Below are 25,130 nucleotides of genomic sequence, written 5' to 3' on the forward strand. Positions count from 1 at the left end.
TGACGCACTGCCTGCACTGGCGCAGGAATTTAACGCGATCCTCGGCTTTATCGAAGAGCTGAACGAAGTTGACGTTGAAGGTGTTGAACCGATGACCTCTGTGACGCCGCAGCGTTTGAAACGTCGCGTTGACGGTGTGACCGACGGCAATCAGCAGCAGGCTGTTTTGAAAAATGCGCCCGATGCGCGTGAAGGGTTCTTTGCTGTGCCTAAGGTGGTTGAATAATGACTGAGCTGAACAAACTGACCATCGCTGATGCGCGTGACGGCATGCGCAAGGGCGATTTCACATCTGCTGAAATTACCGAAGCCTGCCTGACAGAAATCGACGGCGCATCCGCGCTGAACGCTTTTGTGCATGGCACTGCCGATATTGCACGTGAACAGGCCGCCGCTGCGGATGCACGTATCAAAGCCGGTGACGCGCCTGACATGTGCGGTATTCCTTTGGGGATCAAAGACTTGTTCTGCACCAAAGGCGTGCCAAGCCAAGCGGCTTCGCGCATTTTGGAAGGCTTTAAGCCAGAATACGAAAGCACCATCACCAGCCAGTTGTTTGACGCGGGTGCTGTGATGCTTGGCAAGTTGAACATGGATGAATTCGCTATGGGGTCGTCTAATGAGACCTCCGTTTACGGCGATGTTGTGAACCCTTGGCGCCGTGAAGGCTCTGATGCGAAACTGACGCCTGGCGGTTCTTCCGGTGGGTCCGCTTCTGCTGTTGCCGCGGATCTGTGTTTGGCGGCGACCGGTACTGATACCGGTGGTTCCATCCGTCAACCTGCGGCTTTCACCGGTATTACCGGCATCAAGCCAACCTATGGTCGGTGTTCCCGTTGGGGCGTTGTGGCCTTTGCCTCCAGCCTTGATCAAGCCGGTCCAATGACCAAAACCGTGCGCGATTCTGCGATTATGTTGCAGGCGATGTGCGGTCATGATCCCAAAGACAGCACAAGCGCCGATCTGGCTGTGCCTGATTTTGAAGCGGCGATCACCGGTGACATCCGCGGCAAGAAAATCGGTATTCCAAAAGAATATCACATGGATGGCATGCCTGCCGAAATCGAAGCGCTTTGGGCCGATGGCCGCGCGATGATGAAAGACGCGGGCGCTGAAATCGTTGACATTTCCCTGCCGCACACAAAATACGCTCTGCCGGCTTATTACGTGGTTGCGCCTGCGGAAGCGTCTTCCAACCTCGCGCGTTATGATGGTGTGCGTTACGGCCACCGTGCGACTTTGGGCGTGGGTGATGCGATTGACGACATGTACGAAAAGACCCGTGCCGAAGGGTTCGGATCCGAAGTCCAACGTCGTGTGATGATCGGCACTTACGTGTTGTCTGCTGGTTTCTATGACGCCTATTACAACCGCGCGCGCCGTGTTCGCACCCTGATCAAACAGGATTTCGAGAACGTGTTTAACGCCGGTGTCGATGCGATCCTGACCCCTGCGACGCCATCTGCGGCCTTCGGTCTGGGTGAGATGAAGAACGCTGATCCCGTGCAAATGTACCTCAATGATGTCTTTACGGTCACAGTGAACATGGCGGGTCTTCCGGGCGTTGCTGTGCCTGCGGGCCTTGACAAACAAGGGCTTCCGCTTGGATTGCAATTGATTGGTCGTCCGTGGGAAGAAGGCGATCTGCTGAATTCCGCCGCTGTACTGGAACAGGCCGCTGGCTTTGTTTCCAAGCCGGGTAAATGGTGGTAAAACCGGCTGATCAACAGTGAGAACAGGATATACGTGACATGCGGTTGAATAAAACAGCGACTATGGCTTTATGTGCTTTTGGCCTGATTGCGGGCTGCACAAGCACGGCACCTGACAGTCAGTCTGGTGTTGGCTTTGGTAATTATGCCGACTATGAGGCGGATCGCCAGCGTCGTGAAGCTGAACTGCGCGGGGAAACTCTGCCGCCACGTATATCCACCGAACGTCCGACAACGACTGGCAACACTCCGTTGTCAACGGAAGAGATCTTGCAAACTGCAGGGGCCGCTGTTGGCGGTGAAACTGCAACGGGCGACACCCCGCGCGTTATTGGGGATCCGAACAATTCCGGCATCTCTGACGAACAGGATTTCACAGCCGTCAGCGGCCGTGAAACGATTGAAAGCGATGCGGAACGTATTGCAGCCAACCGTGCGAACTATGTTGTTGTTCAGCCAACAGCTGTGCCCACCCGCACCGGCAGTTCCGGCCCAAATATCGTTGAATTCGCCCTGTCGACCAACAACGCCGTCGGCACCTCGCTTTACAATCGGACAAATCTTCTGGCCGGGAACCGCTTTGAACGCAACTGCGCGAAATTCGGATCTTCGGATCAGGCACAGGAAGCCTTCCTGCGTTCCGGCGGGCCTGAACGTGACCGCACCGGGATTGACCCGGATGGTGATGGTTTCGCCTGTCACTGGGATCCGACACCGTTCCGCAATGTACGTCAGGCCACATCAGGAAACTGATCGTGCGGACTGCGTGCCCATCGGGTGTAAGCAAGCGTTGGTGTTCTCCTAATTTCGGTGAACGAAAAAACGGGGCACAGCCGGATATGGTTGTGCTTCACTACACAGCGATGGAAAGCTGCGATGCCGCTGCAGATCGTTTGTGTGATCCCGAATTCGAAGTTTCGGCCCATTATCTGATCTCTGAAAACGGTGAAATCCATCAGCTGGTGGATGAAAGGCATCGTGCCTGGCATGCCGGGCGCGGATCTTGGGGGTGCGTGACAGACGTGAATTCCCATTCCATCGGGATAGAACTTGCCAATACGGGCTTTCATCCGTTCCCGGATGTGCAGATGGTTGCGCTGGAAAGCCTGTTGGCAGGCATTCTGGATCGTCACAAGATTGCCCCTGAACGGGTCATTGGTCACAGCGACATGGCGCCTGGCCGGAAATCTGATCCGGGCCAGCGTTTCGACTGGCAACGTCTTGCGCGCCTGAACCTGTCTGTCTGGCCTGATCTTTCAGAGGCCCAGTATGAGGATGGTGATTTCACCGCTTTGGCTGCGCGCTTTGGTTATCCGTCTGATGCGAACGCTGATGATCTTTTGAATGCGTTTCGTCTGCGTTTTCGTCCGGGGGCAGAAGGACCACTTCAGGCAGGCGATATCGCCGTGATGGCTGCACTTGCTGCAGGCTTCCCCGTTGACCCCGAGACAGAACAAGCCTAAGTGACCCCTGCGTGGATGGCCGGATGGTCGCGGGGCCTTGTTCAGCAATGGGCGGGCCGCGAGGAAAGTCCGGACTCCAGAAAGCAACGGTGCCAGGTAACGCCTGGCCAGGGTAACCTGAGGGAAAGCGCCACAGAAAAGAAACCGCCACTGCACGGGTCGGGCAACCGAAACTATCGGTGGTAAGGGTGAAACGGTGGAGTAAGAGCCCACCGCAATCCTGGCAACAGGAATGGCACGGCAAGCCCCACCGGGAGCAATGCCAAATAGGGACCGCGAGCAGCGCAAGCTGCGGGAATGCTTCTTCCCAGCAGGTTCGGGTTGGCAGCTATAGCGCGTTGGTGACAGCGGGCAGAGAAGAATGATCATCTATGGGGGCAACCCCGGGACAAAATCCGGCTTACAGGCCATCCACGCACTTTACCATTTTCTGCCATCAGGCGGGCTTTGTACCTCAAAGCCGGCGCGGCTGATCAAAGATAGTCGCCGGGCGGGGAATGCCTTCACGATCGGTGACATGGCGGGCGTAGGTTTCGATCTGAGGCGGGATGATCGTGCCACGCCGGGCCTCAGACAGATAGATATGCTTTGAATTTTCCGGCGTGATGTCAAACCAGTCTGGCTGATCAAAACTACCCGCAAAGACACCGACGATCTGATCAAACCTTTCAAAGGTCAGATACAGACGCCCGCCGCAGTCAGAGCAGAAATGCAGCCAAAGATGTTTACCCGATCCTTCGGACAGTTGGCTCCAGGTTTTTGGTGTGCCCCGGATCAGGGAAAAACTGTCATGGGTGAAAATCGGTTCGATCATATAACCACTGCCGGTGGTCTGCTGACAGAATCGGCAGTGACAGGTTGTGACCCGAAGGGGTGGGGCCGTAACAAGATACCTGCACTGGCCACAAAGACAGCCGCCTTCCTGATGTTCCATTGCACCCTCCGCACGTGTTACCAGGGGATAACATAGCATATTTTTACGTGAATTTCACGAATGATGCGGATTCCGGGCCTGAAGTGGTTGACTTGGGGCCCAGGCGCGCTAAAAGCAGGCTTCAAGAATTTCACGGGCGGGTGGATTCTGTTTCCTGCCGCCCCGTTGACTGGAGAAGACCCATGGCGAAGCCGACCACAATTAAGATCCGTCTAAACTCGTCCGCGGGCACAGGCCACTTTTACGTGACGAAGAAAAATGCCCGTACGATGACCGAAAAGATGGTCGTACGCAAATACGACCCGGTTGTGCGCAAGCATGTTGAATATAAAGAAGGCAAAATCAAGTAAGCCCTTCGATATAAGACACAGCAAAAGCCGCGCAACCCCATCGGGAAGCGCGGTTTTTCTTTTTGGACCCTCCCGCGCCCCCTCAACAGCCCATAGCTGAACCCCGCCGGAGAAGACCATGCAGCATTTATCAGACCTGAACGCCTTCACAGCCATCCTGCCACGCGCCACCCGCGTGCAGACGGCCAGTGGTCAGATGATTACCCTGCGTGTCGCCCGAAAGCGGGACTATGACGCGGTGGATCGGCTGTTGTCGCAAAGCTACCCAAAAATGCTGGCCGCGGATTATGCGCCATCGGTTCTGGCCCTTGCTATGCCAAAGATCGCAGGTGCGAATATGCGCTTGCTGCGTTCTGGCCGGTATTTCTTGGCCGAAAGTGAAGGCGGGCAATTGCTTGGGGCCGGGGGCTATAGCATCGAGGCCCCTGGCGGGCGCAAATCCCTTCCAGGCACCGCACATATCCGCCATGTGGTGGCCCATCACGCCCATCAGGGGCGCGGCATCGGGCGTGCCCTGTTGCGCCACACACTGGATCAGGCAGCACAGGAGGGCATCACCCGCTTTGACTGCCTGTCCACGTTGAATGCCGAAGGGTTCTATCAGGCGATCGGATTTCGTCGGGTTGGCGCGGTTGAATTGCCCCTTGCCCCGGGCATCCGCTTTCCTGCGGTGCAGATGCAATTGTGAAGTGAGTGACGTCGGGCCGGGAACTTGGGGTCAATGTCAAAGCGGTAGCCAATTGGCGCAAGCGCGAGACTTAGGAGCATCGCCTGACCAGCCAAATCACCCTTGGAAAAATGGTCAGGTCGAGCGCATGAACCGAACAATCAAGGATGCGGTTGTCAAACGCGGTCACTACGACAGCCATGACCAACTCCGCATGCATCTCGGCGATTTCCTAGATGCCTACAATGGTGCGCACCGTTTCAAGACACTCAGCGATCTAACGGCGTACGGATACATTCGCAAAATCGGGACTTCTGAACCGGATCCTCCAGATGCCGGGACTGAACACCTAGCTAAATCTCAATTCTGTCCCACAGGTGCTGACATCGGACAGCGATCACAATAAAAGTGTCGATGTCCGGCGCAGCATCTGCCTTAACAATCCAAAGCATGCCCACATCCTGACCTTGCTTCCGGAAAGTCGGATGTGGGGTATGGAACCTATAGCACCATCGCCCGCTTTTGCGCTTCGCCATCATAGCTACAATCGCCCCCGTGTATGCTAGATATAGCGTTATGGGGTGACTTATTATGGGGAAAATTTGAAAGTGAACTTTGGAAAATGCAAGCGCATATAGCCAAGAGCCAACCTTGCATGACCCAGGCCAATCAAAGGGCTATTTGATCACGACGTTGCACTTAATGAAGTCGGCGACTTTCACAGTTCGATGTAGTTATCAAGAACGACTCCGGGATTCATAATGCCCCTTGGATCAAGTGCGTTTTTAATCGCCTTTAATGCTGCAAACTTGGCTGGGTCCGTGTATTTCTCAAGCGCATTCACCTTTATTCTTCCGATGCCGTGTTCCGCACTGAGCGATCCCTGTAGCTTGTGAATCGCATCATAAACCAACTCATCTATCTGCGGCTTCAAACCCATATACGCGTCACGGACCTCACCCTTAGGCGGAAAGACGTTGAAGTGTAGATTTCCATCGCCAAGATGGCCGAAGAAATTGATGCGCAGCGGCGCAAGGCCCTGGAGTTCGCTGATCGTGTTTTCGACAAAATGTGGTATATTTCCAAGTGGGAGGGAAACGTAATGGCTGGCTATCGCTCCGATCAGGCGGTTGGCCTCGGGGATATGTTCGCGTGCATTCCAGAAATCGTTGCGTTGCGTTTCGGATTGCGCGATCAACCCGTCAGGCACCAATCCGGCCTCCAGACCGAATTCGAACAATTCCATCAGCATGTCTTCGCCATTCTGGGTGTCCCCAAGACCAAGGTCGATCAGAACTGACCAATCCGGACTGTCCTCAAACGGTTGGTGCAGGTCTGGCATCGTTTCGGATAGAAATTCAAAGCCGCTCCCCTGGATCAGTTCAAAGGCCGAAATCGCATCGCCTGCGATTTTTCGCGCCTGTTGCAACAGTTCCAACGCTGTCTGCGGAGACTCAACAGCCATGACAGAGGTGCAATAACTGGTTGGTCGAGGGAACAGTTTCAGTGATGCCGCCGTAATGACAATCCGTATTGGCCGTCCGGCAGTGCCGGTTACCGCATGCAAGTTGGTATTCATGCCACCCTTGGTTTGCTGGCAAACCACTGCCGGACAGTGGATAAGTGGCATCCATAGCAATAGTATTGTTGCCGGGTGCTTCGGCAGCCAAACCATTCATAATCCGAACGAAGACACCAAGATCGCTCCCGCTGCCCGGCAACATATTCGTAGAATGTGTGAGAGGAGGCGCTTCCAGCGATTGTATAGCGTCTATGGATGCCCATATTCAGCAGGTGCGCCCACCACCTTAACCCATTGCGATTGATGAATATAATCCCACTCACAACACGCTTATCATCAATCCGAGCTTTCCCTCGAGTCTTTGGAAAATACGGCCGAAGTCGGGCCATTTGATCGTCGCTTAACCAGTACAAATTGTTTATTATCACGCCCAAACCAGTGGGGGCGGTGAACCATAGCCTAAACATAACCTCAAGAGAATTAATGGGTCCTGAGCCTAGAAGGTAAGAACGGCAAGCTGAAGAAGCTGTTGGCAGAACAGATGCTCGACAATGCAATGTTGGGAGACATCAATTCAAAAAAATGGTGACGCCCGTTGGAAAGCGGAAAGCTGTGGCGCATCTGATGGAAACCCATCAAGTCATTCAGCGGCGGGCGTGTGATGTTTTGCAGATCGATAGATCAACTGTGCGGTATCTGCCGCGTCATGGTGATGATGCCGAACTGCAAGATGCAACCAAACGGGTTTCGCGAGAACGGCGATGGTTTGGTTGCGGTCGTGTCCACGTGATGATCGCGCGGGAAGGTGGGGCCATTTATATCGATGAAAAGCTTCAGGTGCGCCGCAGGGGGGGAAGCGAGCCTTGGGTACAAGAAAACCAATGGCATTGCCTTATGGTCCAAACCAGCGCCCCCTCTCGAACATATGCAAGCATGTCCTGCCGGGCAACGGACCACATTCAGCATTGGGCAACCTTACACCGTTGGAATTTTTGCAGAGAAAGACAATGGACAAGATGGCGGCTTAACGCCAACGATTTAACCCCAAGAGCTCCGCGCAAAGCTGGAGGAAACTTGGGGCTCAGGTCAGTGGTGAAATGAGATTCGTAAAAGACCTGTTCAAATGAATGTATAATCATAGAAAACAGACCTTTATGGGGCCTGAAACAGTTAATGCAACAGACCCCTCAGAGGTCGATGATCGTACCGACATAAGTTGGGACAGACGGGCGGGCCGTGCTGCCATAGCTTGCAACATCCATTGCCAACTCAGGGAAGAGAGACAGAACTTCCTCTTGGGCGGCATGTTCCAGAGCGGACATCGCAGTTCCCCCTGGGAAGAAGCTTTCCGTTGCCATTCCGTTGCTGAAGACGATTTCGTGCTGATCGAACATCAAGTGGTAATATTCAACTTTCGCGCCCGATTGGATGCTGATTGTGCAATCATTCACGAGGGCCTTTGCAGGAACGAGCACCTCGTCTTCACCAAAGAGAAGTTCTGCCTGGTAGCCCTGCAACAGGATGCGGTGCTGCTGTGAAAGATACAGATCCCGATCCGCGCCAAGCGTGCCAGCACGCACGCGCACAGGGGCCAGTTTCCCTTGCGCAGGCACAGTGCGTGATCCGATCCAGCGCAATTCTTGATAGCCATTGTCCATGGTCAGAATGTGCATCCCTTCGGTGAGATCTTCAACCAGAACCTCGCCCATATCCGTCATAATGCCAGAGCCGCGGGCAACGCAAACAGCGTCAATGTTGAAGTTGATCGTTTCCATCTCGCTGAAAGAGATGTTCCCGATTGTGCCGCTTTCATCCCCATCGGTGATGCTGATAGAACCTTTAGAGCCGCTATTGGCAAGGATGCTGGCAAGGGTTGGCTCGCCTGGGCCACCAAACGCAATAGCCCCGCTTCCGTCATCGGGCGTATAAGTCCCGACGGCTGCGGTGGTATCAATACCCGAGATCGTCGTCCGGTCAGTCACCAGAGTTGTCAGGGTGATACTATCGGTATCACCTGTGTCTAGGCCAACAAAGTTTTCAATGCCATCCAGAGTGGATGTGCCACCATCCAGCACGGATGTCCCGTCACCTAGGTCATCAACATTTACAACAATCGGACCGGTCGCGCTGTCATCGACCTCTAGCGTATCAGTGCCGGTGCCGCCGGTCAGAGCGTTCGTGCCGGTAGAGATAACAACCGTATCGTCCCCTGCGCCCAGATCCACGGTGTCATTGCCACCGCCTGTGGTGATGTGGTCGTTGCCGTCGGCCGCGTCCACAGTATCGTCACCGTCGCCGGTATGCACTGTGTCGCCAGCATTAGAGCCAAAGACCTGATCATCGCCGCTGCCCAGTAGGAATTTTTCAACTTCCTGAAAGTCAACCCGATGGGTGTTGCTGCGATATAGGCGACCAGATTCATTGTCATCGATACCACCTGTATTGACAGCGTTAGTCCCGATGTCGTCACCATCATGGCGCAGATCAAGGGTCGCATTGGCCGTCATACCCGTGGCGTCAAGAACATCCCCGCCATTATCTTCCGCGCCTTCGCCACCAACGATCGTGTCGCGGTTGTAGTTGTTCGTGTAGATAAAGCTGTCATCGCCATCACCACCGGTCAGGGTGTCGTTGCTGCCACCGCCTTTGATCGTATCATCACCAGCGCCGCCATCAATGATATCGTGACCACCAGCACCGTCAATGTTATCATCGCCTGCGCCACCATCGACGTTATCATTGCCCTTACCGGCATTGACCGTATCATTTCCGGTTCCAGCTTCGATATGGTCGTTACCATTCGCTGAATTAATGGTGTCGTTCCCGGCGCCGGCCTGAATATAGTCGTCATTTGATCCGTCATTCGCACCAAAATGATTGTTTACAGCATCACTGTTGTCAACTTTGTCACCATGAGGGTCGCCCTCATAGTTCTTATCAATGATATCATCACCGCTGGTACCGGATACGATACCATCCGCAGGCGCAGGCGGAATACCAATGGCCACCAGCGCTGCGACACGGGTATCGGGGTCTGTAAAGACAGAGGTGTCTGGCACTTCAAGGGTGACAGTCGTGCCATCCGGGAAATTGATAGTGATGTTGCTGCCTGAGACAGTCACATCCGCAGGGTCAATGTCCGTCACATTAATCGGGTCTGTGCCGCTGGTGCCGTCCTTGGTCAGACCGCCAACATCCAATTGGTCAATGCCCGTTGGGATCGTAATACCACCAGCACCATTAGAGGTCGGACCGCTGAAGCTTGTAAAGGTATCATTCCCGTCGCCATTGTTCAGAACAATGGTGTCGGTATCGTTGTCACTGCCAAGATCTGCGCTGTCATTCCCGGCTCCACCGGTGAAGGTATCTGCACCGGTGCCAAGATTGATATTGGTGTCATTGCCGCTGGATCCGATGACCGTGTCATCACCGCTGCCCAGAGTAATCCGTTCAATTTCTTCAAAGGTCGCAACGTTTCCGCCACGGGTCAGCGTGCCGCTTTCTTGATCCGCCGCCCCGTTTTGGCTTAGGTCTAGGGTGATATCACCTGTGATGGCAGAGGCGTCAATTGCATCGCCACCGTTGTTTTGCTGGCCGGTGTCACCATCAATTGTGTCGGTGCCAAAACCGTTCGCGAGGATGAAAGTATCATCGCCACGGCCGCCTTCCATCGTGTCATTGCCGGCGCCACCTGTGATGGTGTCATCGCCATCACCGGCCAGGATCGTGTCGTTCCCGGTGCCACCATCAATGTCATCATTCCCGGTGCCGCCGTCAATATTGTCGTTCCCGCCCTCACCATAAATTTCATCGTGCCCAGAGCCGCCTTCCACGTGGTCAGCGCCGGCGCCCGCATAGACTTCGTCGTTCCCACCGCCAGCTTGGATATAGTCGTCATTCGACCCATCTGCCGCACCGAAATGACCATTTACAGCGTCATTGCTATCGACCTTATCACCGTCAGGGTCACCCGTGTACGATGTATCAATAACATCTGCACCGCTTGTCCCGGAAACAATACCATCGCTGGGCGGAGGGGGTGCTGTAGCCCCAGCAATATTAAACGCCCCGCCCCATTGCTCGGAATGGTTTTGTCCGTTACCAGCGGTGATATTAGCCGTTGCAGTATACTGAAAGGTCCCATCTTCCTTCATGTACAAACTTGCTTGTTCAAAACCAAAGGCATCAGTCGTTTGATATTCCACCGTCGGCCCGGTTACGGTTCCATCGGTATGGTATATCTTCGAAACGACAGTCTCAGTTGTACCGGGGCTATTGGTGCTCACGACATACATGTGAACGAGGTTGCCACCACCATCGTACGCAAAGGCACTCGCACGGGCAGTCCCACTAAGGCCTGCAGGTGTTTCCGGATCCACATCAATCGACTTTGATCCCGTAAGGGCACCATCGGCCCCGAATTCAAACACAACCACAGGTCTTGTGAAGCCACCGCTGATGTAACTAAATAAAACCGGATTTCCTGTTGTCGGATCCACATCCATCCATTCGCTGGTGTAGTGAATGAAGTCTTCAACAGGCGAGACCCGCGTAGGGCCACTTACGACATCATTGGTGCTTGGATTAATAACCCAGGAATACAGTTCTGCTTCATTGTAATCGTCAGCGCCTGTAAAACCATTCCCAACGAAACGCCCCTGGCCAGTAAAAAGGATATTCCCATTACTCAACTCTTCTGAGTCGATGTTGCGCATCTGATCGAATTCAGCGATTGCCGGAGCCGGAGATTGTGAAGGATCGAAAGCATCACCGACAGGGAAGTGCTCTGTTATTGGGCTGACCGTGTTCAGGTTTGCGTCCAGAACCATGGTTTTCCATGTCAGGACATCCTCTTCATTTCTTTCGATCCAGGTCACTAGCGTATTGCCGTTATCCAACAGCCGCGTGTGGGTACTGCCCCCTGCGTCAGCTCCATCAGGGTTGGCGAGAGTGCCCGTCGGTTCGAGGCGAATTTCATTGCCACCATTGGGTTGTGCCGCTGTCGCGTTGCCATCGGCATCAAAGCTTCGCGCGTATAATGTTACCGCATCCCGCAGTTCATTTGCGGGATCATCAGCAAATGCCTGCCCCTTAGAATGGTAAAAGACATTGATACCACCCGATGCAGATTCAGAGATCGAAACCGCTGCGCCCCGGTTGTACCCAAATTCGGTAGTGCCAGTGAGGGATACACCGCCAAAATTATTGGGCGGATTGTCAAAGTCGGTATGTGAACCTTCATACTGGTTTATTTTAATGTCACCAGTTGATGTGCCATCAGGGCGCACAATACGCATGAACAACGATTGTTGCACGGGTAGCTCGCCCACTCGGAGACCATTGTCACGCCATACATACACCATATTGCCGTTTGACAGCTGCACCGAGGAATCGCTGCTGTTGCTAACTTCATCGAAACCATTACGGATGGTACCAGTTGTCCGGCCAAAATCTATAGATGACATGTTAAATCTTTCTTCCTTAATTCGCTCAACGTTTTGAACATCCACTGGACTTGTTTTTGCTCACTCCACGCATCGGTGGGTCGTGTGAAAGCCGAACTCAATACTACTAAATGGGTGTGAAAATTACGCGTTTATGCGCAATCAACAGATCAAGGTGTGCTCTTCATCCTGTGCTCCTGCCAGATAAATTGACCTCGCCACGAAGGATAGCCTTCACCGCACCCCCTATTTTTTTGAACCATAGAGAGTGGCTGAAGAAGGGTAGTTTTATTGAATGAGATCACGAGTGTTTCACGCATAATCACTTCCACCTTGTTAAATCAACACTCTCTATACTTACCATCTAAATTTTAGTTTTTATATAGATGCGCATCAATTTTAGGCAAAAAAAACGCCCAACATCACCCTCAGGATGCATCGAAAATGTTAATGTTACCCTTACGTGAACAATGCCCCTTGATTTGATTCACTATTGCGACAAGTTGAATAATAGCCGTACAATGTGGGTATCTTAATACCGACTGCGACAAGATGTGACACAAAATATGATGATGCAATATTGCATCAATGGCATATTCGTGGGCGAATACATCCACATTAACCTGTATACCCGCAAGTCAACTCAACCATGGATTTCTGAACCGTGCTGGGTTTGCCAGAGGCTGATTTGTCTTAGTTACGCGGCCACGTCTGATCTTTCCAGATCTGCATAGAAGTTTGTCCCTGCTTCGGCTGGCGGGATATTCCCGATGGGTTCGAACAGTCGACGATTGTTGAACCAATCGACCCATTCCGATGTTACGTATTCCACAGCATCGAAGTTGCGCCATGGGCCACGCCGGTGAATGACTTCTGCCTTGAACAGCCCATTGATCGTTTCGGCCAGAGCATTGTCGTAACAGTCCCTGATACTGCCAACCAACGGTTCGATCTCAGCTTCCGCCAATCGTTCAGTGTCGCGAATGGACAAGTATTGCGATCCGCGATCGGAATGGTGCGTCAGGCCAGAGCCAGGTTGGTGCTGATGCACCGCCTTTTCAAAGCGTCGAGGACGAACCCGGCGGTCGCCGTGCGGCTGATACGCCAGCCAACGATACGGCGTGCAGAGACATCAATGACGAAGGCTACATACACAAAACCCTGCCATGTCACGACCTAGGTGAAGTCGCTCACCCAGAGTACATTCGGCGCGGGTGCATTGAATGGGCGATTCACCTTATCCAACGGGTATAGCAGCGCCTTGTCTGGGATTGTTGTCTTTGGCTTTTTGCCGCGCATAACGCCCTCAAGGCCCAAATCCTTCATCTACCGTGCGACAATGTATCTAGCCGCAGCGAAACTCTCCCGCCGCTGTCAATCGCAGAGTAAAAAGGGACCAGATCGCGGCGCAACAAGGAGCCACTGCGTTTGATGTTGTGTTGCGCTTTGGCGCGAGTGCTTGTCATATAGCTAACGCGTGCCAAAGCGCATGCTGGTTGTAAGGCCAACATTGTTCTGATCTTTATTCAGCTTTGATTACTGTTGTTTGTTACGGCTATGTTGCGTCGATAGCTTTCGCCGTTCATTTCCAGAATTTGGACGTGGTGGGTCAAGCGATCCGGCAACGCGCCGGTCAGCCGCTCTGAGCCAAAGACTTCTGTCCACTCATCGAAGGGCTGGTTCGAGGTAATGATGATGGACCCACGTTTGTAGCATTGGGATATGACTTTAAAGAGCAATTCCGCGCCTGATTATCTGAGGGGCACAAAGCCCAGCTCGTCCGTTGCCCGACAGTCGTTTGCTTGCGAGCGATGAGAGGGGGTGATCAAGAGGGGCTGGCTGGTCAATTGCTTTTGTAGACGCTGCAATCTGCGCTCATCCTAGGCTTCAATCAGGTCATGGACCAATGCCGCTGCTGTCGTGAAGCGAACCTTCAGTCCTCTCTGACACGCAGCCAGCCCCAAAGCGATGTGTGTTTTGCCCGTGCCTGATGGTCCTAGGGCGATGATATTCTCCCTGCGATCCATGTCGTCACATCCACTGCCCGGCAGCGCATGTGAACATGCGCGAGAAGGGGGCTCTTGGTGCTTGGGAACTTCGCCGCTTTAGCCCGCCGTTCAATCATCCACCGTTCGCGGTCGATCAGCTCCATTTCACACAGGCGGGCCAGATAGTGGATGTGACCTTTGTTCTCAGAAGCACAAAGCTGCAAAGGGGCGCCCTAGTCCAAGGCAGCGACCTTTTGCTCAAGCAGCGGCAAGAAGTGGATCGGGTCAAAGATCATATTCGCTGACGCGTAAGATCGTTTATGACGCGCAATAATCCCGTTGCCACATCCAATGATCACCTCATGCACAAACCGACGCTCATGAACGTCATGGTGTGCATAGGCCACCGGCACCGAGGAATCATTGCCTTTGTAACGCATCATCGAGATCGATGTGGCCCGCGTGCTGACATGATCACAGGCTCCATACTCGGCAACTGGTCGTCCCATCCGCGCGTCCAAGTCCGTCAAAAATGCGCTTCGATGTGTGACGCTGTTTTTTGATCAGGGCTTTGTCGGCGCGCAGTAGCTCATCGATGACACCAACATAAGCATCAAGGGTTGGACGATGTGGCGGTTCTGAGCGGCGATACCCAGGAGGCAGCCCATGGCGCAGCATCTTCGCGATCGTCTTACGATCCTTGTTGAAATAACGCGCCGCTTCTCGAGCTGACATGCCGTCCTTCAAACAGGCACGGCGCACACGACGATAAATATCCACAGAATACACCTCCCGCCCTCCGACTAAATGAAGGACACAAACTGGCGGAATTTTACTCCGCTACAACTGCAAAATGCAGCCGCTTCTGTGGCCCAATATTGCTCCGCGTTTTACATACAAACATCGCAACCGTATCGAGATCATGTTCGGCAGAATCAAGGACTGGCGTCGTGTTGCAACACGCTACGACCGATGCCCCAAGGTCTTCCGCTCGGCAATCGCTCTCGCCGCCATCGTCATTTATTGGTTATGTGTCCTGAGCCTAGGAATGCTATGTTTGGATTTGGACGAGTATATTCAGTTTCGCATTTGTCGCAAAGTGATGTTACAGACATTGCGAATCATGTCGGCATTCGAGTGCGTGCAAACTATCTAATCGGGCGAGATTTCGCCCGCACCCCCTAAATCGAGCGAATTTTCGCCCGGTTTAATTTTGAGGATTTGGCACTTTTATGTTTATTGACAGATGGTTGCTTGGATTTTCGTGATTTTTGAAAAAAGTTAAAAAAGGGCTTTTTTCTGCTCAACGCCCTGAAGCAGGTTAAGGGGAACGGTGATTTGCCGTCGATATATTAACCAGTTTCAGGAGTATTCCTCATGCCAATGCCAGCCTATCTCACCATCGAAGGGGAAACCCAGGGCCTGATCTCTCAGGGCGCAACAACCTTTGATTCCATCACCAATGAATGGCAGGCGGGCCATGAAGATGAGATCATGGTTCAGGCCTTTAACCACGGCGTAATCACCCCGCGTGACCCACAATCAGGCAACCCAACCGGCACCCGTATTCACCAGCCGTTTACCTTCACCTGCACCCTGAACAAAGCTGTACCACTGATGTATAACGCTCTGACAACAGGCGAACTTCTGACCAAGGTCGAGTTGAAATGGTACCGCACGCAAGCCTCTGAGCAGGTACATTTCTTCACCACCGCTCTGGAAGAAGCGCTGATCGTGGACATCAATTGCGCCATGCCGCACGCCAAAGATCCCGCGACCACCGACTACACACAATTGGTCGACATCAAGATGACTTACCGCAAAATCATGTGGGAACATGTTGTGGCTGGCACATCCGGTTCCGACGACTGGCGTGCGCCAATTCAGGCGTAAGACCGTCTTGTATGGTAAAGAGTTTCCCCTTCCCCGATCAGTACTGGGGGAGGGATTTCGAGTTCAGAGTATTTATGTCGGGAGACAACCATGCCTGTTTCTGTGCCTGATGCAAAAGCAATCGGCTCTCAGCTTAAGGATATGGCGAGAGATACGATCCAAAAGAAAGCTCAGTCTGTTCTGGCGGATAAACTCGCCAGTTCAACCGTGCTGCAACAGGCGGCCCCTGCCGTGCAAGCACTTGCTGCACAATCGGGTGGTGGTGAAATCGCCCAGGCGGTTAGCGCGTTCACCGGTGCGTTGGGTGGTGCCTCAGGATCTTCCGTAACATCCGGAATGCCTCTTGCGGGGTTGCTGTCAGCCGCACCACAGGCGGGTGGTGAACAGGACCGGAAATGGATTGAATTCGCTTTTGTATGTCCGGCTTATCAGGGTGAGATTGGAGCTCTGCGTGTTGTATCCTTTGACGCATATGAAGGCATATCTGACCTGTTTGAAATTAACATCAATCTTGCCAGCCGGGATGCGGCGATTGATTTTGCTTCGATCGTAGATCAGCCTGCCAGCCTGGTTCTGAAAGACAAGTTGGGGAATGTCCGGTTTTTCAATGGCGTTGTGTCCGGGTTTGAGCAGGGCGACAGTGGTCAGTCTTTTACATTCTACAGATTAAAGCTGCGCCCTTCGCTGCATCGTATGCGTTTCGGGTCTGACAGCCGGATTTTTCAGAAACTTAATGTCATGGATATCGCGGAAATCCTGCTGAGCGAATGCGGTATCGTGAATTACCGCTGGCAACTCGAGGATACACGACCCATGCGTGAGTACTGCGTGCAGTATAACGAGTTGAACTATCAGTTTTTCTCACGACTGCTGGCAGAAGAAGGTATCGCCTACTATTTTGAGCATACGAATGGCGGGCAGCATACGCTTGTTATGACGGATACCACCCAGCTGAATCCTCTGACGGAAACGCTCAGTCCTCCGATCTATAACCCTGTGCCGGGCGGCCGGTCTGATGATCTGGTAATTTCGCAATTACATTTTCGGGAACAAATCCGTCCTGGCGGGGTTGAACTGAATGACTACACCTTCAAAAACCCCGCAGCCAAGATGGCGACCGGAGCACTTAAGACGGAAGACAGCGGTGTATTGGACGCCTACCGGATGTACGAATACCCGGCACGTTTTAAGGATGGTGCAACAGGTGAGCGGTTCAAGAAATATCGCATGGAAGAACTGCGACGAGACGCCCGTACTGCCCGTATGAAAACAAATGTTGGGAATGCTTTCGCAGGTGGTGTTCTTCCTGTTTTGGAGCATCCACGTCCGGACCTGAATGGCAACTGGCTGATCACTTCTGTACGGCATCATGGTGAACAGGGCTGGGTGCTGGAAGACGAGGCGGGGGATGCTGAAACCCGATATGAAAACCAGCTATCGGCCATGCCTTCCACACGTTCTTTCAGGCCGCCGCGCATTGATAAACCCAAAGTAGAAGGCACACAGATGGCCACGGTTGCCGGACCTAAAGGTGAGGAAATCTATTGTGATGAACATGGTCGGGTAAAGGTAGAGTTCCCCTGGGATCGCGGCAGCAAAACGGATGAATTTTCGAGTTGTTGGATTCGCGCAAGTCAACCCTGGGCAGGTGGCGGAATGGGCGGCGTGATCATCCCACGGGTGGGCCATGAGGTAATTGTTTCTTTTCTGGAAGGAGATCCGGATCAGCCAATTATCGTAGGGCGCACGCATAACGCCAAAAACAAGGGCAGCCTGGATCTGCCAGGGGCGAAAACTCAGACGGTTCTGAAATCTGCGACACATAAAGGCGCCGGCGCGAATGAGCTTCGCTTTGAAGACGAAGGCGGCAAGCAGGAACTGTATATGCATGCGCAAAAAGACATGAATACAGTAATTAAGGACAATGAAACTCTGACGGTTGAGGCGGGGAACCGGACTGTGACCCTGCAAACCGGGGATGAGACAAAGAATATCGACAGCGGCAATCTGACGGAAACCATTGCTCTGACCCGCGCAGCCAAAGCGACAGTGATCAACACCACTGCTGTCGGAGGGGAAGCCGGACCGGGCACGCAGCTGCATGAAGCAACGGATCAGATCACTCTGCGGGTGGTTAACAGTCAGATTGTGTTGTTGCCAGACCGGATCGAACTTCAGCACGGACCAAGCAAGATCACTCTGAACGGACAGGGTATCAGCCTTGATGGTCCGGTCATTCATCTGAACAAGGACAAGTAAATGAAAGCATATCATATTGATGAAGGGGAAATTGAGATCCCGGAAGACTGGACGGATCAGTCGATCAATATCCTTTCATCGCCCGGCTCAGCTGGTACGGGTTTCACGATTACCATTGCACGTGACAATATACCCTGGGGGATGGATTTTACGGCATATGCCCGGAGGGAACTGGATAAGCTTTCTGAAAATTTCAATGATTTTACAGAGAACAAGTCCGGCACTGTCACCATCGATGGGAAGGAGGCTGTACTGGTGGATTACACTTGGACTTCGCCGCAGGGTGAATTGCATCAATTGATGGCAATTCTACCACAAAGCGAAAGCCGCTCATTGATCTTGACTGCAACGATGCCAGGTGGATTTACCGAAAGTCAGATTTCCAATGCACGGGGCATCCTGGAAAGTTTCAAAGCCCGGTCATAAACCTGTTTTTGTAAAGAGTTTCTGTTATGCAAACGGCTTCAAACCTGAATGGAATTGCCTCCGGCGCTGATAGCGCAGGTAGTGGCGGAGGTGTCATGGGGGCAGTGACCGGAGCTTTTGCTCTGAACGGTCAGGATATGTCCAATGTTGCAGCGGCCTGGTCAGACCCGAATATTTCTACCCGTGAAGCTGTATTGCAGACAATGGAAAGCGATACGTTCGGGAAGGGGCTGATGTATGGTGGCGCAGCAACGGCGGCGGCGGTTGGCGGGGCCGCTGCTGCTGTGCCGGTTGCTGTCGGGGCCGCAGTGGGGGCGGTTGCCGGATATGCTGGTGCCAAGATGGGCAGCTGGTTTGCAGAAAGCATTCTGGGTTGGGAAAAGGTTGGGAAGGATGTCGAACAGCCCGCGACAATGACCCACAAAATCGCCCATGAAAAGAAATCCCTCGGGGTCTGGGGGATCATCGCGGCCGCGGTTGTAGGGGCTGCGGTTGCCTGCGCCGTGATTGCGACAGGCGGTGCGGCACTCCTTGTGGTTGCCGCTGCTGCTGCGGCTGGGGGACTCGTAGGTGGTGCCATGAGTGCGATGGGGCAGTATGGTGCGAACAAGGGGATGATCCTGAACGGCTCGCCCAATGTGTTTTTTGAGGGGAAGCCCGTCGCTCGGCGGGGCGATCCGATACAATGTTCTGATCACCCCAGCGGCCCGCATGAAACCGGCGTTCCCATGCTGGCTGAGGGTGCTGAAACTGTTTACGCCAACAATCAACAAGTTTCGCGTGGCGGTCACCGCACGACCTGCGACGGTAAAATCAATGAGTTCTGCACAACGATTGCCGTTACTATGGCAACTGGCGCTCCGCCTTTGCCGATTACAAATTCTGTGCCGGAATGGCTGCGTTGGGCCGGGGTTGCTTCAAATTTCATTCCTTTCCCGCGCGGTGGCGGGCGTGGCAAGCGAAACCGGGGGGGCGATGGCGACGCACCTCCGCGGCGACCGGCAGATGCAGAGGCAGGCACTCCGAATAACAAATCCCGCGACGCCGCAGACGCGGACACAGCGACCGCCAACAAAAACCGGGACAGCGATTGTTCGACCTGTAAGAATGACCCGGTTGATGTTGTTTCCGGTGATATGATCGATGTGCGCACGGATATTGTACTTCCGGGAACAATTCCGCTTGAGTTAACTCGTTTCTACCGTTCCTCCGGAGGTTTTGGCGGATTTTATGGCCGCAATTGGGCCGACAACTGGTCCGCACATCTGACGCTTCAGGACGAAAGCATTGATTACATCACTGATGAAGGGGTCACGCTTGGCTTTTCTGCGAAAACGGATGAGGTCAATGCCATCAACCTGACCAACGGGCGTTTCCATCTCTATGGTCAGCGCAGCTCTGTCCTGCGCATTTTGAATTACGCTCAGCAGTGGATTTACAGTTTTGCTGAGGTGAGGGGTAACAAGCGTTTTCTGTCCGAAATCAGGGACCGGAACGGCAATCATATTCGTTTTGAATATGGCAAGGATGGTTTGTCACGCATTATCCATTCGGACGGGTATGAGTTGCAGGTGGTAAGTGACCGGGGCCTGCTTAAATCCGTATCTCTATCCGGTGAAGCGCTGCTGACTGCCGCACATAAGGATAAATGCCTGAGTGAGGTTCGGGCCCTGCACTCAGGGGTGTTTTTCTATGAGTATGACGCTCATGCACGGATGATCCAGTGGCGCGACAGTCAGGAGACTGTGGTTAACTACCGTCTGGATGATCTGGGGCGGGTTGTGGAAACACGCGCTGTGTCCGGACACTACGGTGGCACCATTCATTATGATGACGAAAAACGCTGTAACACTCTGACTTATGATGATGGTTCGACTGAGGTATTTTATTACAATCAGGATCAGCTGATCACCAAGCAGGTCGACCAGTTGGGACGCGTCTGGGAAACGGAATGGGACGCGCTGAAAAACCGCCTGAAGGATATTGACCCGGAGGGGCGGGAAACCTGCTATAGCTATAACGATTATAGTGAAATAATTGCGGTCACATCACATGATGGTAGTGTTTCAAAAATTGACTACAATGAATACGGCCTGATCAAAACCGTTCAGAATGGGGCGGATGAGACCTGGCAATATACCTATGATGACCGGGCGAACCTGACAACTACTGTTGATCCTTCAGGTAACATGACCCGGCATCGCTATGACCAGAATGGGAACCTGCGCCGCAGCATCCGTGACAGCGATAAAGCAGAAGTCATCTATCGTTATGATGATCATCACCGGCTGGAAGCTGTCATTGACCCGGATGGTCGCGAAGTACTGCTTAAACATGATGTGCACGGGCGTCTTATCCGATCAGAGGACGGAGAAGGCGGGGCTGCGGAATATAGCTATATGCCCGGGCCACAGAACCCCAGAGGGGCGCTGCACACAGCATTGCTGCCGAATGAGGCCCGAATTGAAAATATATATAACTCTGAAGGGCTTCTGGTCCGGCATATCAACGGTGAAAAACAAAGCACAGCGTATGAATATGGTGCCTTTGATCTTCTGAAGTCTATTGAGGACCCTCTCGGGGGGAAGGTCTGCTTTGGATATGACCGGAATACACGTCTGACGCAGGTCACCAATGAGAGTGGCGAGACCTGGACATATACCTATGATGCGATCGGACGCCTGATCCGCGAAGAGGATTTTTCCGGGCGGGTGTTCCGTTTCCGCTATAACGTCCGGGATCAACTGGTTGAAAAACAGGCTTCCGGGGATGTGCACCACCTCTATGAGTACAGCGAAAAAGGGCAGTTGCTGAAAGAATCGGTGGCGCAGGGCGATCAAAGTGAAACCACAGAGTTCACTTATGACGATAAAGGTTTCCTGATCAGTGCTGAAAACCAGGATGCCTGTATCACATATGATCGCGACATGCTGGGCCGTGTGGTATCTGAGGCGATCAATGGTGTTGAAATCCTCTCTGAATATGATCCTGATACCGGGGCGCGGATTGCGCGTGAACTGAACGGGCAACGCAGCACATGGAACTATAGCCCTGGCGGCCGTCTGGAGGCGCTCGTCATTGGCAATAACGCGCCGCTTGCCCTTGAATATGATCGGGCCGGGCGTGAGGTTCTGCGGGGAACGGCTGCAGGTTTCACTCAGGTGCAGGAATGGGACCGGGCCGGGCAGCTTAAAACACAATTGGCCGGACGCCACGCCGGTGCGTCACAGATCGACAAAAGTGATCCGCGCAGCTGGCTTGAGGATCTGACATACGGCAACAGCGCCAGAGGTTTTGGCACACAACGCCGCTACAGCTATGACCGGGCCTTTAATCCGACGGAGATCGCAGATCATCGTTGGGGAACAACGCGTTACAGCTATAATGAAAACGCTCAGGTGACGAAGGCTTCTTACGGACGGACAGCCTTGCCGGGCGAGTTGCAGGAAGAACAATATAACTACACAGCTGCCCGCAATATTGCCTCAGTTGCGGAAACCCGATCAGGGGCTGCACAATCCCTTTATGCTCCTCAACAGGATCACTATGATGAAAGCCGCTTTTCATACGCCAGCGGTGGACGGATTGAAGGGCGCGGAGACACGACCTATGCCTATGACCAGAACGGGCGTGTCATCTCAAAACGTGTCGCGCGCAAAGGCTTCCGGCCTGTCACCTGGCGCTTTGCCTGGGGGCTGCGGGATCAGCTGAAACGCGCCGCCTCGGACCGGGGCGAAGTCTGGCATTACAGCTATGATCCTTTTGGGCGTCGGATCGCCAAACGCTGCTCCGCTGGCCCCGATGCCGGTGTGTCGGTCAGCTATCTCTGGGATGGCAATCTGCTGTCTCAACAGACCCGCCTTGCAGCCAACGGCACATCCACAACCACCTCTTGGCATTTTGAGCCCGGCAGCTTCCGCCCCCTCGCACAAGAGGTAAACGGCAGCCTCAGCTATATCGTCACCGACCATCTCGGCACGCCCGGTGAGCTGTTTGATGAGGCGGGCGAGGTGCTCTGGTCGCGCAAGGGCACGCTCTGGGGCAACACACTCGCCACGCGGCGGTTGGTGGCGGCGAATGATAATGCCGGGTATCAGACGTGTCTGCTGCGTTTCCAGGGGCAGCTTGAGGATGAGGAAACGGGCCTCTGCTATAATCGCTTCCGGTATTATGATGCGGATGGTGGTGCTTACCTGAGCAGCGACCCTCTGGGGATAAACGGGGGTTTGCGGTCGAATAGCTATGTTGAAGCGCCTGCAGGGTGGGTAGATCCACTAGGTTTGGCTGTATGCGATGCACGCAAGCAGCGCTATCGAGAGTTGCGAGAAGCAGGCATGTCGGTGCAGGATGCCACTAAGTTTTCAAAAGCAGGATCCGACGGATCAAAGCTCAACCGCGCTATGCTGAATCGTTTGCGCCAAGCTGGAGTGAGGCGCCCTACCAAAGACGCATGGGCGGCAACGCACCATATCGTTGAAAAAGCAGATCCGTCCGCAAAAGGGGCCAGACAAATTTTGGCAAAACATGGAATCCCGCTTGATAGCGCAGACAATGGCGTCTGGTTGCCGGGGAAGGTTGGGCAAACTGCAACCCCAGGCATATTGCACAATACATCTCACCCGGGTGCGTATAGCGCGGATGTTTCTGGTATCTTAAGCAATGCGGATGCCTTTGGCGGAAAGCAGGCAGTATTGACATCTTTGGATAGAATTAGAAATACGTTAAGCCACTCAGCAACTGATGCTGATTGGAGCAACATCTTAAAGGGTTTATGATATGACAGAGCTAACAGTGTATCCCAAAGATGGGCGCGTTGTTATTTGGGTTGGAAAAAGCAGGGAGTTTGAAGACTTTCATGACCACCTTTTTGAAGGCGGTTACTTCAGAGATCATTCTATCCGGTTTTCCGGCACTTCAGAGGATTTTGTCCCGATCCATTCTGATGATCCAATCACATTGAGCAACCTTCCTGATGTGGAAGATGTGCGACCATTCCTGGGTAAGTTTATTTTAAACTTAAAAGATAGAGGGGTTTCGGAATTTCATTCAATGATGATGCTATATGATTGCGACGTTTCGAATGATTTACCAATAGATAAAATGTGTGAATATATAGGCGTTTTTGATTATGAGTGATTTGCTGGGCTTTTTAGCATAACGCTGATCCATCTGAAATCAGCTTCCGCCCCCTCGCGCAGGAACTGAACGGCAGCCTCAGCTATATCGTCACCGACCATCTCGGCACGCCCGGTGAGCTGTTTGATGAGGCGGGCGATGTGCTCTGGTCGCGCAAGGGCACGCTCTGGGGCAACACACTCGCCACGCGGCGGCTGGTGGCGGCGAATGATAATGCCGGGTATCAGACGTGTTTGCTGCGTTTCCAGGGGCAGATTGAGGATGAGGAAACCGGCTTCTGCTATAATCGCTTCCGGTATTATGACGCTGACGGCGGCGCTTACCTGAGCAGTGACCCCATTCGTCTGGCAGGTGGAATTCGGGTGAATGGATATGTGGTCAATCCAACCGGTTGGATTGACCCGTTGGGGCTGGCTGGGTGCCCGGTATACAATCCCGGGTCAAAGCGTTGGCACGATTCAGAGACAGGACAGTTTGCAAAAACGCCGAATGTGGCGAAGCTTCCGCCTCTCAAAGGGAAATCGGTCACTCAAGTTGAAAAAATACTTGGGGACAATGGATATACGCTTGCAAATCCCAACAACCAGAGAAATTCTCGTTGGGTTCATCCTGATGGTTCTGAGGTTGCTATTCACAAATACGGAAACCAATCTACGACGCCGTATAAGAGCGGTAATAATGCTCACATCCATAAATCGACAGGAAGACATCAACCGCACGGTCCAAATGAATTGAATGATTCTGGATTACCTTCTAGCATCGCTGAAGAAACGCATATCGGAATCAAAAACCCAGCCGATTATCCAACGATATCCGGCCGACCACATGGAACATAACGGATACTCTTGATGGGATATGAATACACGCTTCGCACAAATAGGCCCGAAAAATTGTACAGGTTTTTGGAAGCTGAGCTCAAGAGCGACACAGGTGTTTCTGGGGACTTGCCAATTAGGCTGTACTCCAACCCTAAGAGCAATGGGCGGGGGGACGATTTTGACTTGCAAATCGCAAAAGTGGGTGTGAACATTGTATTATTATTCCGAAGAACGCATGAATGCACCGCAAAACTTGCAACTAATGCCTTAGCGATTGCCTTTCGAAATGGTGTTTTATTGGATATCCTAGACGACGACGGAGACAGCCGTTTATCTGACTTTTTCTGATCCGTATCCAAACAATAGACGCGCGTGGCGCATGGCCGCTCCGAAGTCACGACCTGGCATTTTGAGCCCGGCAGCTTCCGCCCCCTCGCACAAGAGGTAAACGGCAGCCTCAGCTATATCGTCACCGACCATCTCGGCACGCCCGGTGAGCTGTTTGATGAGGCGGGCGA

General features: G+C 53.2%; 18 protein-coding genes, 1 other RNA gene and 5 pseudogenes. 15 read left to right on the forward strand and 9 right to left on the reverse strand.

The window, feature by feature from the left end:
- The 5 genes from gatC to rnpB all read left to right on the forward strand — a co-directional run.
- Positions 1 to 226 (forward strand): Asp-tRNA(Asn)/Glu-tRNA(Gln) amidotransferase subunit GatC (gene gatC / locus ACPGUT_RS12335; RefSeq protein WP_423991816.1); only part of this gene is annotated, 226 nt, incomplete at its 5' end.
- Positions 226 to 1,713 (forward strand): Asp-tRNA(Asn)/Glu-tRNA(Gln) amidotransferase subunit GatA, encoded by a 1,488-nt coding sequence (gene gatA / locus ACPGUT_RS12340; RefSeq protein ID WP_423991818.1) that lies wholly within the window; start codon positions 226 to 228, stop codon positions 1,711 to 1,713. The genes gatC and gatA, both read left to right, overlap by 1 nt.
- A gap of 38 nt (positions 1,714 to 1,751) precedes the next feature.
- A complete protein-coding gene (locus ACPGUT_RS12345; protein ID WP_423991820.1) occupies positions 1,752 to 2,465 on the forward strand; it encodes a hypothetical protein in 714 nt (237 codons plus the stop codon).
- A 2-nt stretch (positions 2,466 to 2,467) separates the two neighbouring features.
- The gene (locus ACPGUT_RS12350) at positions 2,468 to 3,175 is read left to right on the forward strand and encodes an N-acetylmuramoyl-L-alanine amidase (RefSeq protein ID WP_423991822.1); all 708 of its coding nucleotides are present in this window, start codon (positions 2,468 to 2,470) and stop codon (positions 3,173 to 3,175) included.
- Between the two features lie 11 nt (positions 3,176 to 3,186).
- An RNA gene (gene rnpB / locus ACPGUT_RS12355) (RNase P RNA component class A) lies at positions 3,187 to 3,594 on the forward strand.
- A gap of 35 nt (positions 3,595 to 3,629) precedes the next feature.
- Here the strand turns inward: rnpB and ACPGUT_RS12360 are convergent.
- A complete protein-coding gene (locus ACPGUT_RS12360; protein ID WP_423991824.1) occupies positions 3,630 to 4,148 on the reverse strand; it encodes a GFA family protein in 519 nt (172 codons plus the stop codon).
- 143 nt (positions 4,149 to 4,291) lie between these two features.
- Between ACPGUT_RS12360 and rpmG the strand changes: the two genes are divergently transcribed.
- The 3 genes and pseudogenes from rpmG to ACPGUT_RS12375 form a co-directional block, all read left to right on the forward strand.
- On the forward strand, positions 4,292 to 4,459 hold the full coding sequence (gene rpmG, locus ACPGUT_RS12365; RefSeq protein WP_008554190.1) for a 50S ribosomal protein L33: 168 nt from the start codon (positions 4,292 to 4,294) through the stop codon (positions 4,457 to 4,459).
- 118 nt (positions 4,460 to 4,577) lie between these two features.
- On the forward strand, positions 4,578 to 5,147 hold the full coding sequence (locus ACPGUT_RS12370; protein ID WP_423991827.1) for a GNAT family N-acetyltransferase: 570 nt from the start codon (positions 4,578 to 4,580) through the stop codon (positions 5,145 to 5,147).
- A gap of 74 nt (positions 5,148 to 5,221) precedes the next feature.
- Positions 5,222 to 5,479 (forward strand): annotated as a pseudogene (locus ACPGUT_RS12375) (integrase core domain-containing protein); the annotation flags it as partial.
- 365 nt (positions 5,480 to 5,844) lie between these two features.
- Here the strand turns inward: ACPGUT_RS12375 and ACPGUT_RS12380 are convergent.
- The 7 genes and pseudogenes from ACPGUT_RS12380 to ACPGUT_RS12410 all read right to left on the reverse strand — a co-directional run bounded on the left by ACPGUT_RS12380 (position 5,845) and on the right by ACPGUT_RS12410 (position 14,860).
- Positions 5,845 to 6,654, reverse strand: coding sequence for an FAD-binding oxidoreductase (locus tag ACPGUT_RS12380; protein WP_423991847.1), 810 nt, complete (start codon positions 6,652 to 6,654; stop codon positions 5,845 to 5,847).
- Positions 6,631 to 7,070, reverse strand: a pseudogene (locus tag ACPGUT_RS12385) (transposase); the annotation flags it as partial. The pseudogene ACPGUT_RS12385 and the gene ACPGUT_RS12380, both read right to left, overlap by 24 nt.
- 765 nt (positions 7,071 to 7,835) lie before the next feature.
- Positions 7,836 to 12,113: a Hint domain-containing protein gene (locus tag ACPGUT_RS12390; protein ID WP_423991829.1), complete on the reverse strand. Its 4,278-nt coding sequence runs from the start codon at positions 12,111 to 12,113 to the stop codon at positions 7,836 to 7,838.
- Between the two features lie 676 nt (positions 12,114 to 12,789).
- Positions 12,790 to 13,463 (reverse strand): annotated as a pseudogene (locus ACPGUT_RS12395) (IS3 family transposase); the annotation flags it as partial.
- 155 nt (positions 13,464 to 13,618) lie between these two features.
- A pseudogene (locus ACPGUT_RS12400) lies at positions 13,619 to 14,295 on the reverse strand (ATP-binding protein); the annotation flags it as partial.
- Positions 14,296 to 14,313: 18 nt separating this feature from the next.
- Positions 14,314 to 14,589, reverse strand: coding sequence for a Mu transposase domain-containing protein (locus tag ACPGUT_RS12405; protein ID WP_423991831.1), 276 nt, complete (start codon positions 14,587 to 14,589; stop codon positions 14,314 to 14,316).
- The gene (locus ACPGUT_RS12410) at positions 14,555 to 14,860 is read right to left on the reverse strand and encodes a hypothetical protein (RefSeq protein ID WP_423991833.1); all 306 of its coding nucleotides are present in this window, start codon (positions 14,858 to 14,860) and stop codon (positions 14,555 to 14,557) included. Before ACPGUT_RS12410 ends, ACPGUT_RS12405 begins: the two co-directional genes overlap by 35 nt.
- A gap of 115 nt (positions 14,861 to 14,975) precedes the next feature.
- Here ACPGUT_RS12410 and ACPGUT_RS12415 point away from each other — a divergent pair.
- From ACPGUT_RS12415 to ACPGUT_RS12445, 7 genes and pseudogenes are all read left to right on the forward strand, one after another.
- A pseudogene (locus tag ACPGUT_RS12415) lies at positions 14,976 to 15,110 on the forward strand (transposase); the annotation flags it as partial.
- Between the two features lie 347 nt (positions 15,111 to 15,457).
- Positions 15,458 to 15,973 carry an Hcp family type VI secretion system effector gene (locus tag ACPGUT_RS12420; protein WP_423991835.1) on the forward strand — a complete coding sequence of 172 codons (516 nt, stop codon included), beginning with the start codon at positions 15,458 to 15,460 and terminating at the stop codon, positions 15,971 to 15,973.
- A gap of 90 nt (positions 15,974 to 16,063) precedes the next feature.
- A complete protein-coding gene (locus tag ACPGUT_RS12425) occupies positions 16,064 to 18,232 on the forward strand; it encodes a type VI secretion system Vgr family protein (protein WP_423991837.1) in 2,169 nt (722 codons plus the stop codon).
- Positions 18,233 to 18,658 (forward strand): DcrB-related protein, encoded by a 426-nt coding sequence (locus ACPGUT_RS12430; protein ID WP_423991839.1) that lies wholly within the window; start codon positions 18,233 to 18,235, stop codon positions 18,656 to 18,658.
- 26 nt (positions 18,659 to 18,684) lie between these two features.
- Positions 18,685 to 23,433 carry a DUF6531 domain-containing protein gene (locus tag ACPGUT_RS12435; protein WP_423991841.1) on the forward strand — a complete coding sequence of 1,583 codons (4,749 nt, stop codon included), beginning with the start codon at positions 18,685 to 18,687 and terminating at the stop codon, positions 23,431 to 23,433.
- 1 nt (position 23,434) lies between these two features.
- Positions 23,435 to 23,794, forward strand: coding sequence for a hypothetical protein (locus ACPGUT_RS12440; protein WP_423991843.1), 360 nt, complete (start codon positions 23,435 to 23,437; stop codon positions 23,792 to 23,794).
- 86 nt (positions 23,795 to 23,880) lie between these two features.
- Entirely contained in the window at positions 23,881 to 24,630 is a 750-nt protein-coding gene (locus ACPGUT_RS12445; protein WP_423991849.1) for an RHS repeat domain-containing protein, read from the forward strand.
- 312 nt (positions 24,631 to 24,942) lie between these two features.
- Here ACPGUT_RS12445 and ACPGUT_RS12450 read toward each other — a convergent pair.
- The coding region (locus tag ACPGUT_RS12450) for a hypothetical protein (protein ID WP_423991845.1) at positions 24,943 to 25,130 on the reverse strand (188 nt) is incomplete at its 5' end.

It is taken from the genome of Halocynthiibacter sp., assembly GCF_049608145.1.
Lineage (GTDB): Bacteria > Pseudomonadota > Alphaproteobacteria > Rhodobacterales > Rhodobacteraceae > Halocynthiibacter.

Coding starts and splice junctions, on each gene's coding strand:
- ACPGUT_RS12430 (WP_423991839.1), top strand. CDS start 18,233: ATGAAAGCATATCATATTGATGAAGGGGAAATTGAGATCCCGGAAGAC.
- ACPGUT_RS12435 (WP_423991841.1), top strand. CDS start 18,685: ATGCAAACGGCTTCAAACCTGAATGGAATTGCCTCCGGCGCTGATAGC.
- ACPGUT_RS12360 (WP_423991824.1), bottom strand. CDS start 4,148: ATGCTATGTTATCCCCTGGTAACACGTGCGGAGGGTGCAATGGAACAT.
- ACPGUT_RS12390 (WP_423991829.1), bottom strand. CDS start 12,113: ATGTCATCTATAGATTTTGGCCGGACAACTGGTACCATCCGTAATGGT.
- rpmG (WP_008554190.1), top strand. CDS start 4,292: ATGGCGAAGCCGACCACAATTAAGATCCGTCTAAACTCGTCCGCGGGC.
- ACPGUT_RS12405 (WP_423991831.1), bottom strand. CDS start 14,589: ATGGGACGACCAGTTGCCGAGTATGGAGCCTGTGATCATGTCAGCACG.
- ACPGUT_RS12440 (WP_423991843.1), top strand. CDS start 23,435: ATGACAGAGCTAACAGTGTATCCCAAAGATGGGCGCGTTGTTATTTGG.
- ACPGUT_RS12425 (WP_423991837.1), top strand. CDS start 16,064: ATGCCTGTTTCTGTGCCTGATGCAAAAGCAATCGGCTCTCAGCTTAAG.
- ACPGUT_RS12345 (WP_423991820.1), top strand. CDS start 1,752: ATGCGGTTGAATAAAACAGCGACTATGGCTTTATGTGCTTTTGGCCTG.
- ACPGUT_RS12370 (WP_423991827.1), top strand. CDS start 4,578: ATGCAGCATTTATCAGACCTGAACGCCTTCACAGCCATCCTGCCACGC.
- gatA (WP_423991818.1), top strand. CDS start 226: ATGACTGAGCTGAACAAACTGACCATCGCTGATGCGCGTGACGGCATG.
- ACPGUT_RS12420 (WP_423991835.1), top strand. CDS start 15,458: ATGCCAATGCCAGCCTATCTCACCATCGAAGGGGAAACCCAGGGCCTG.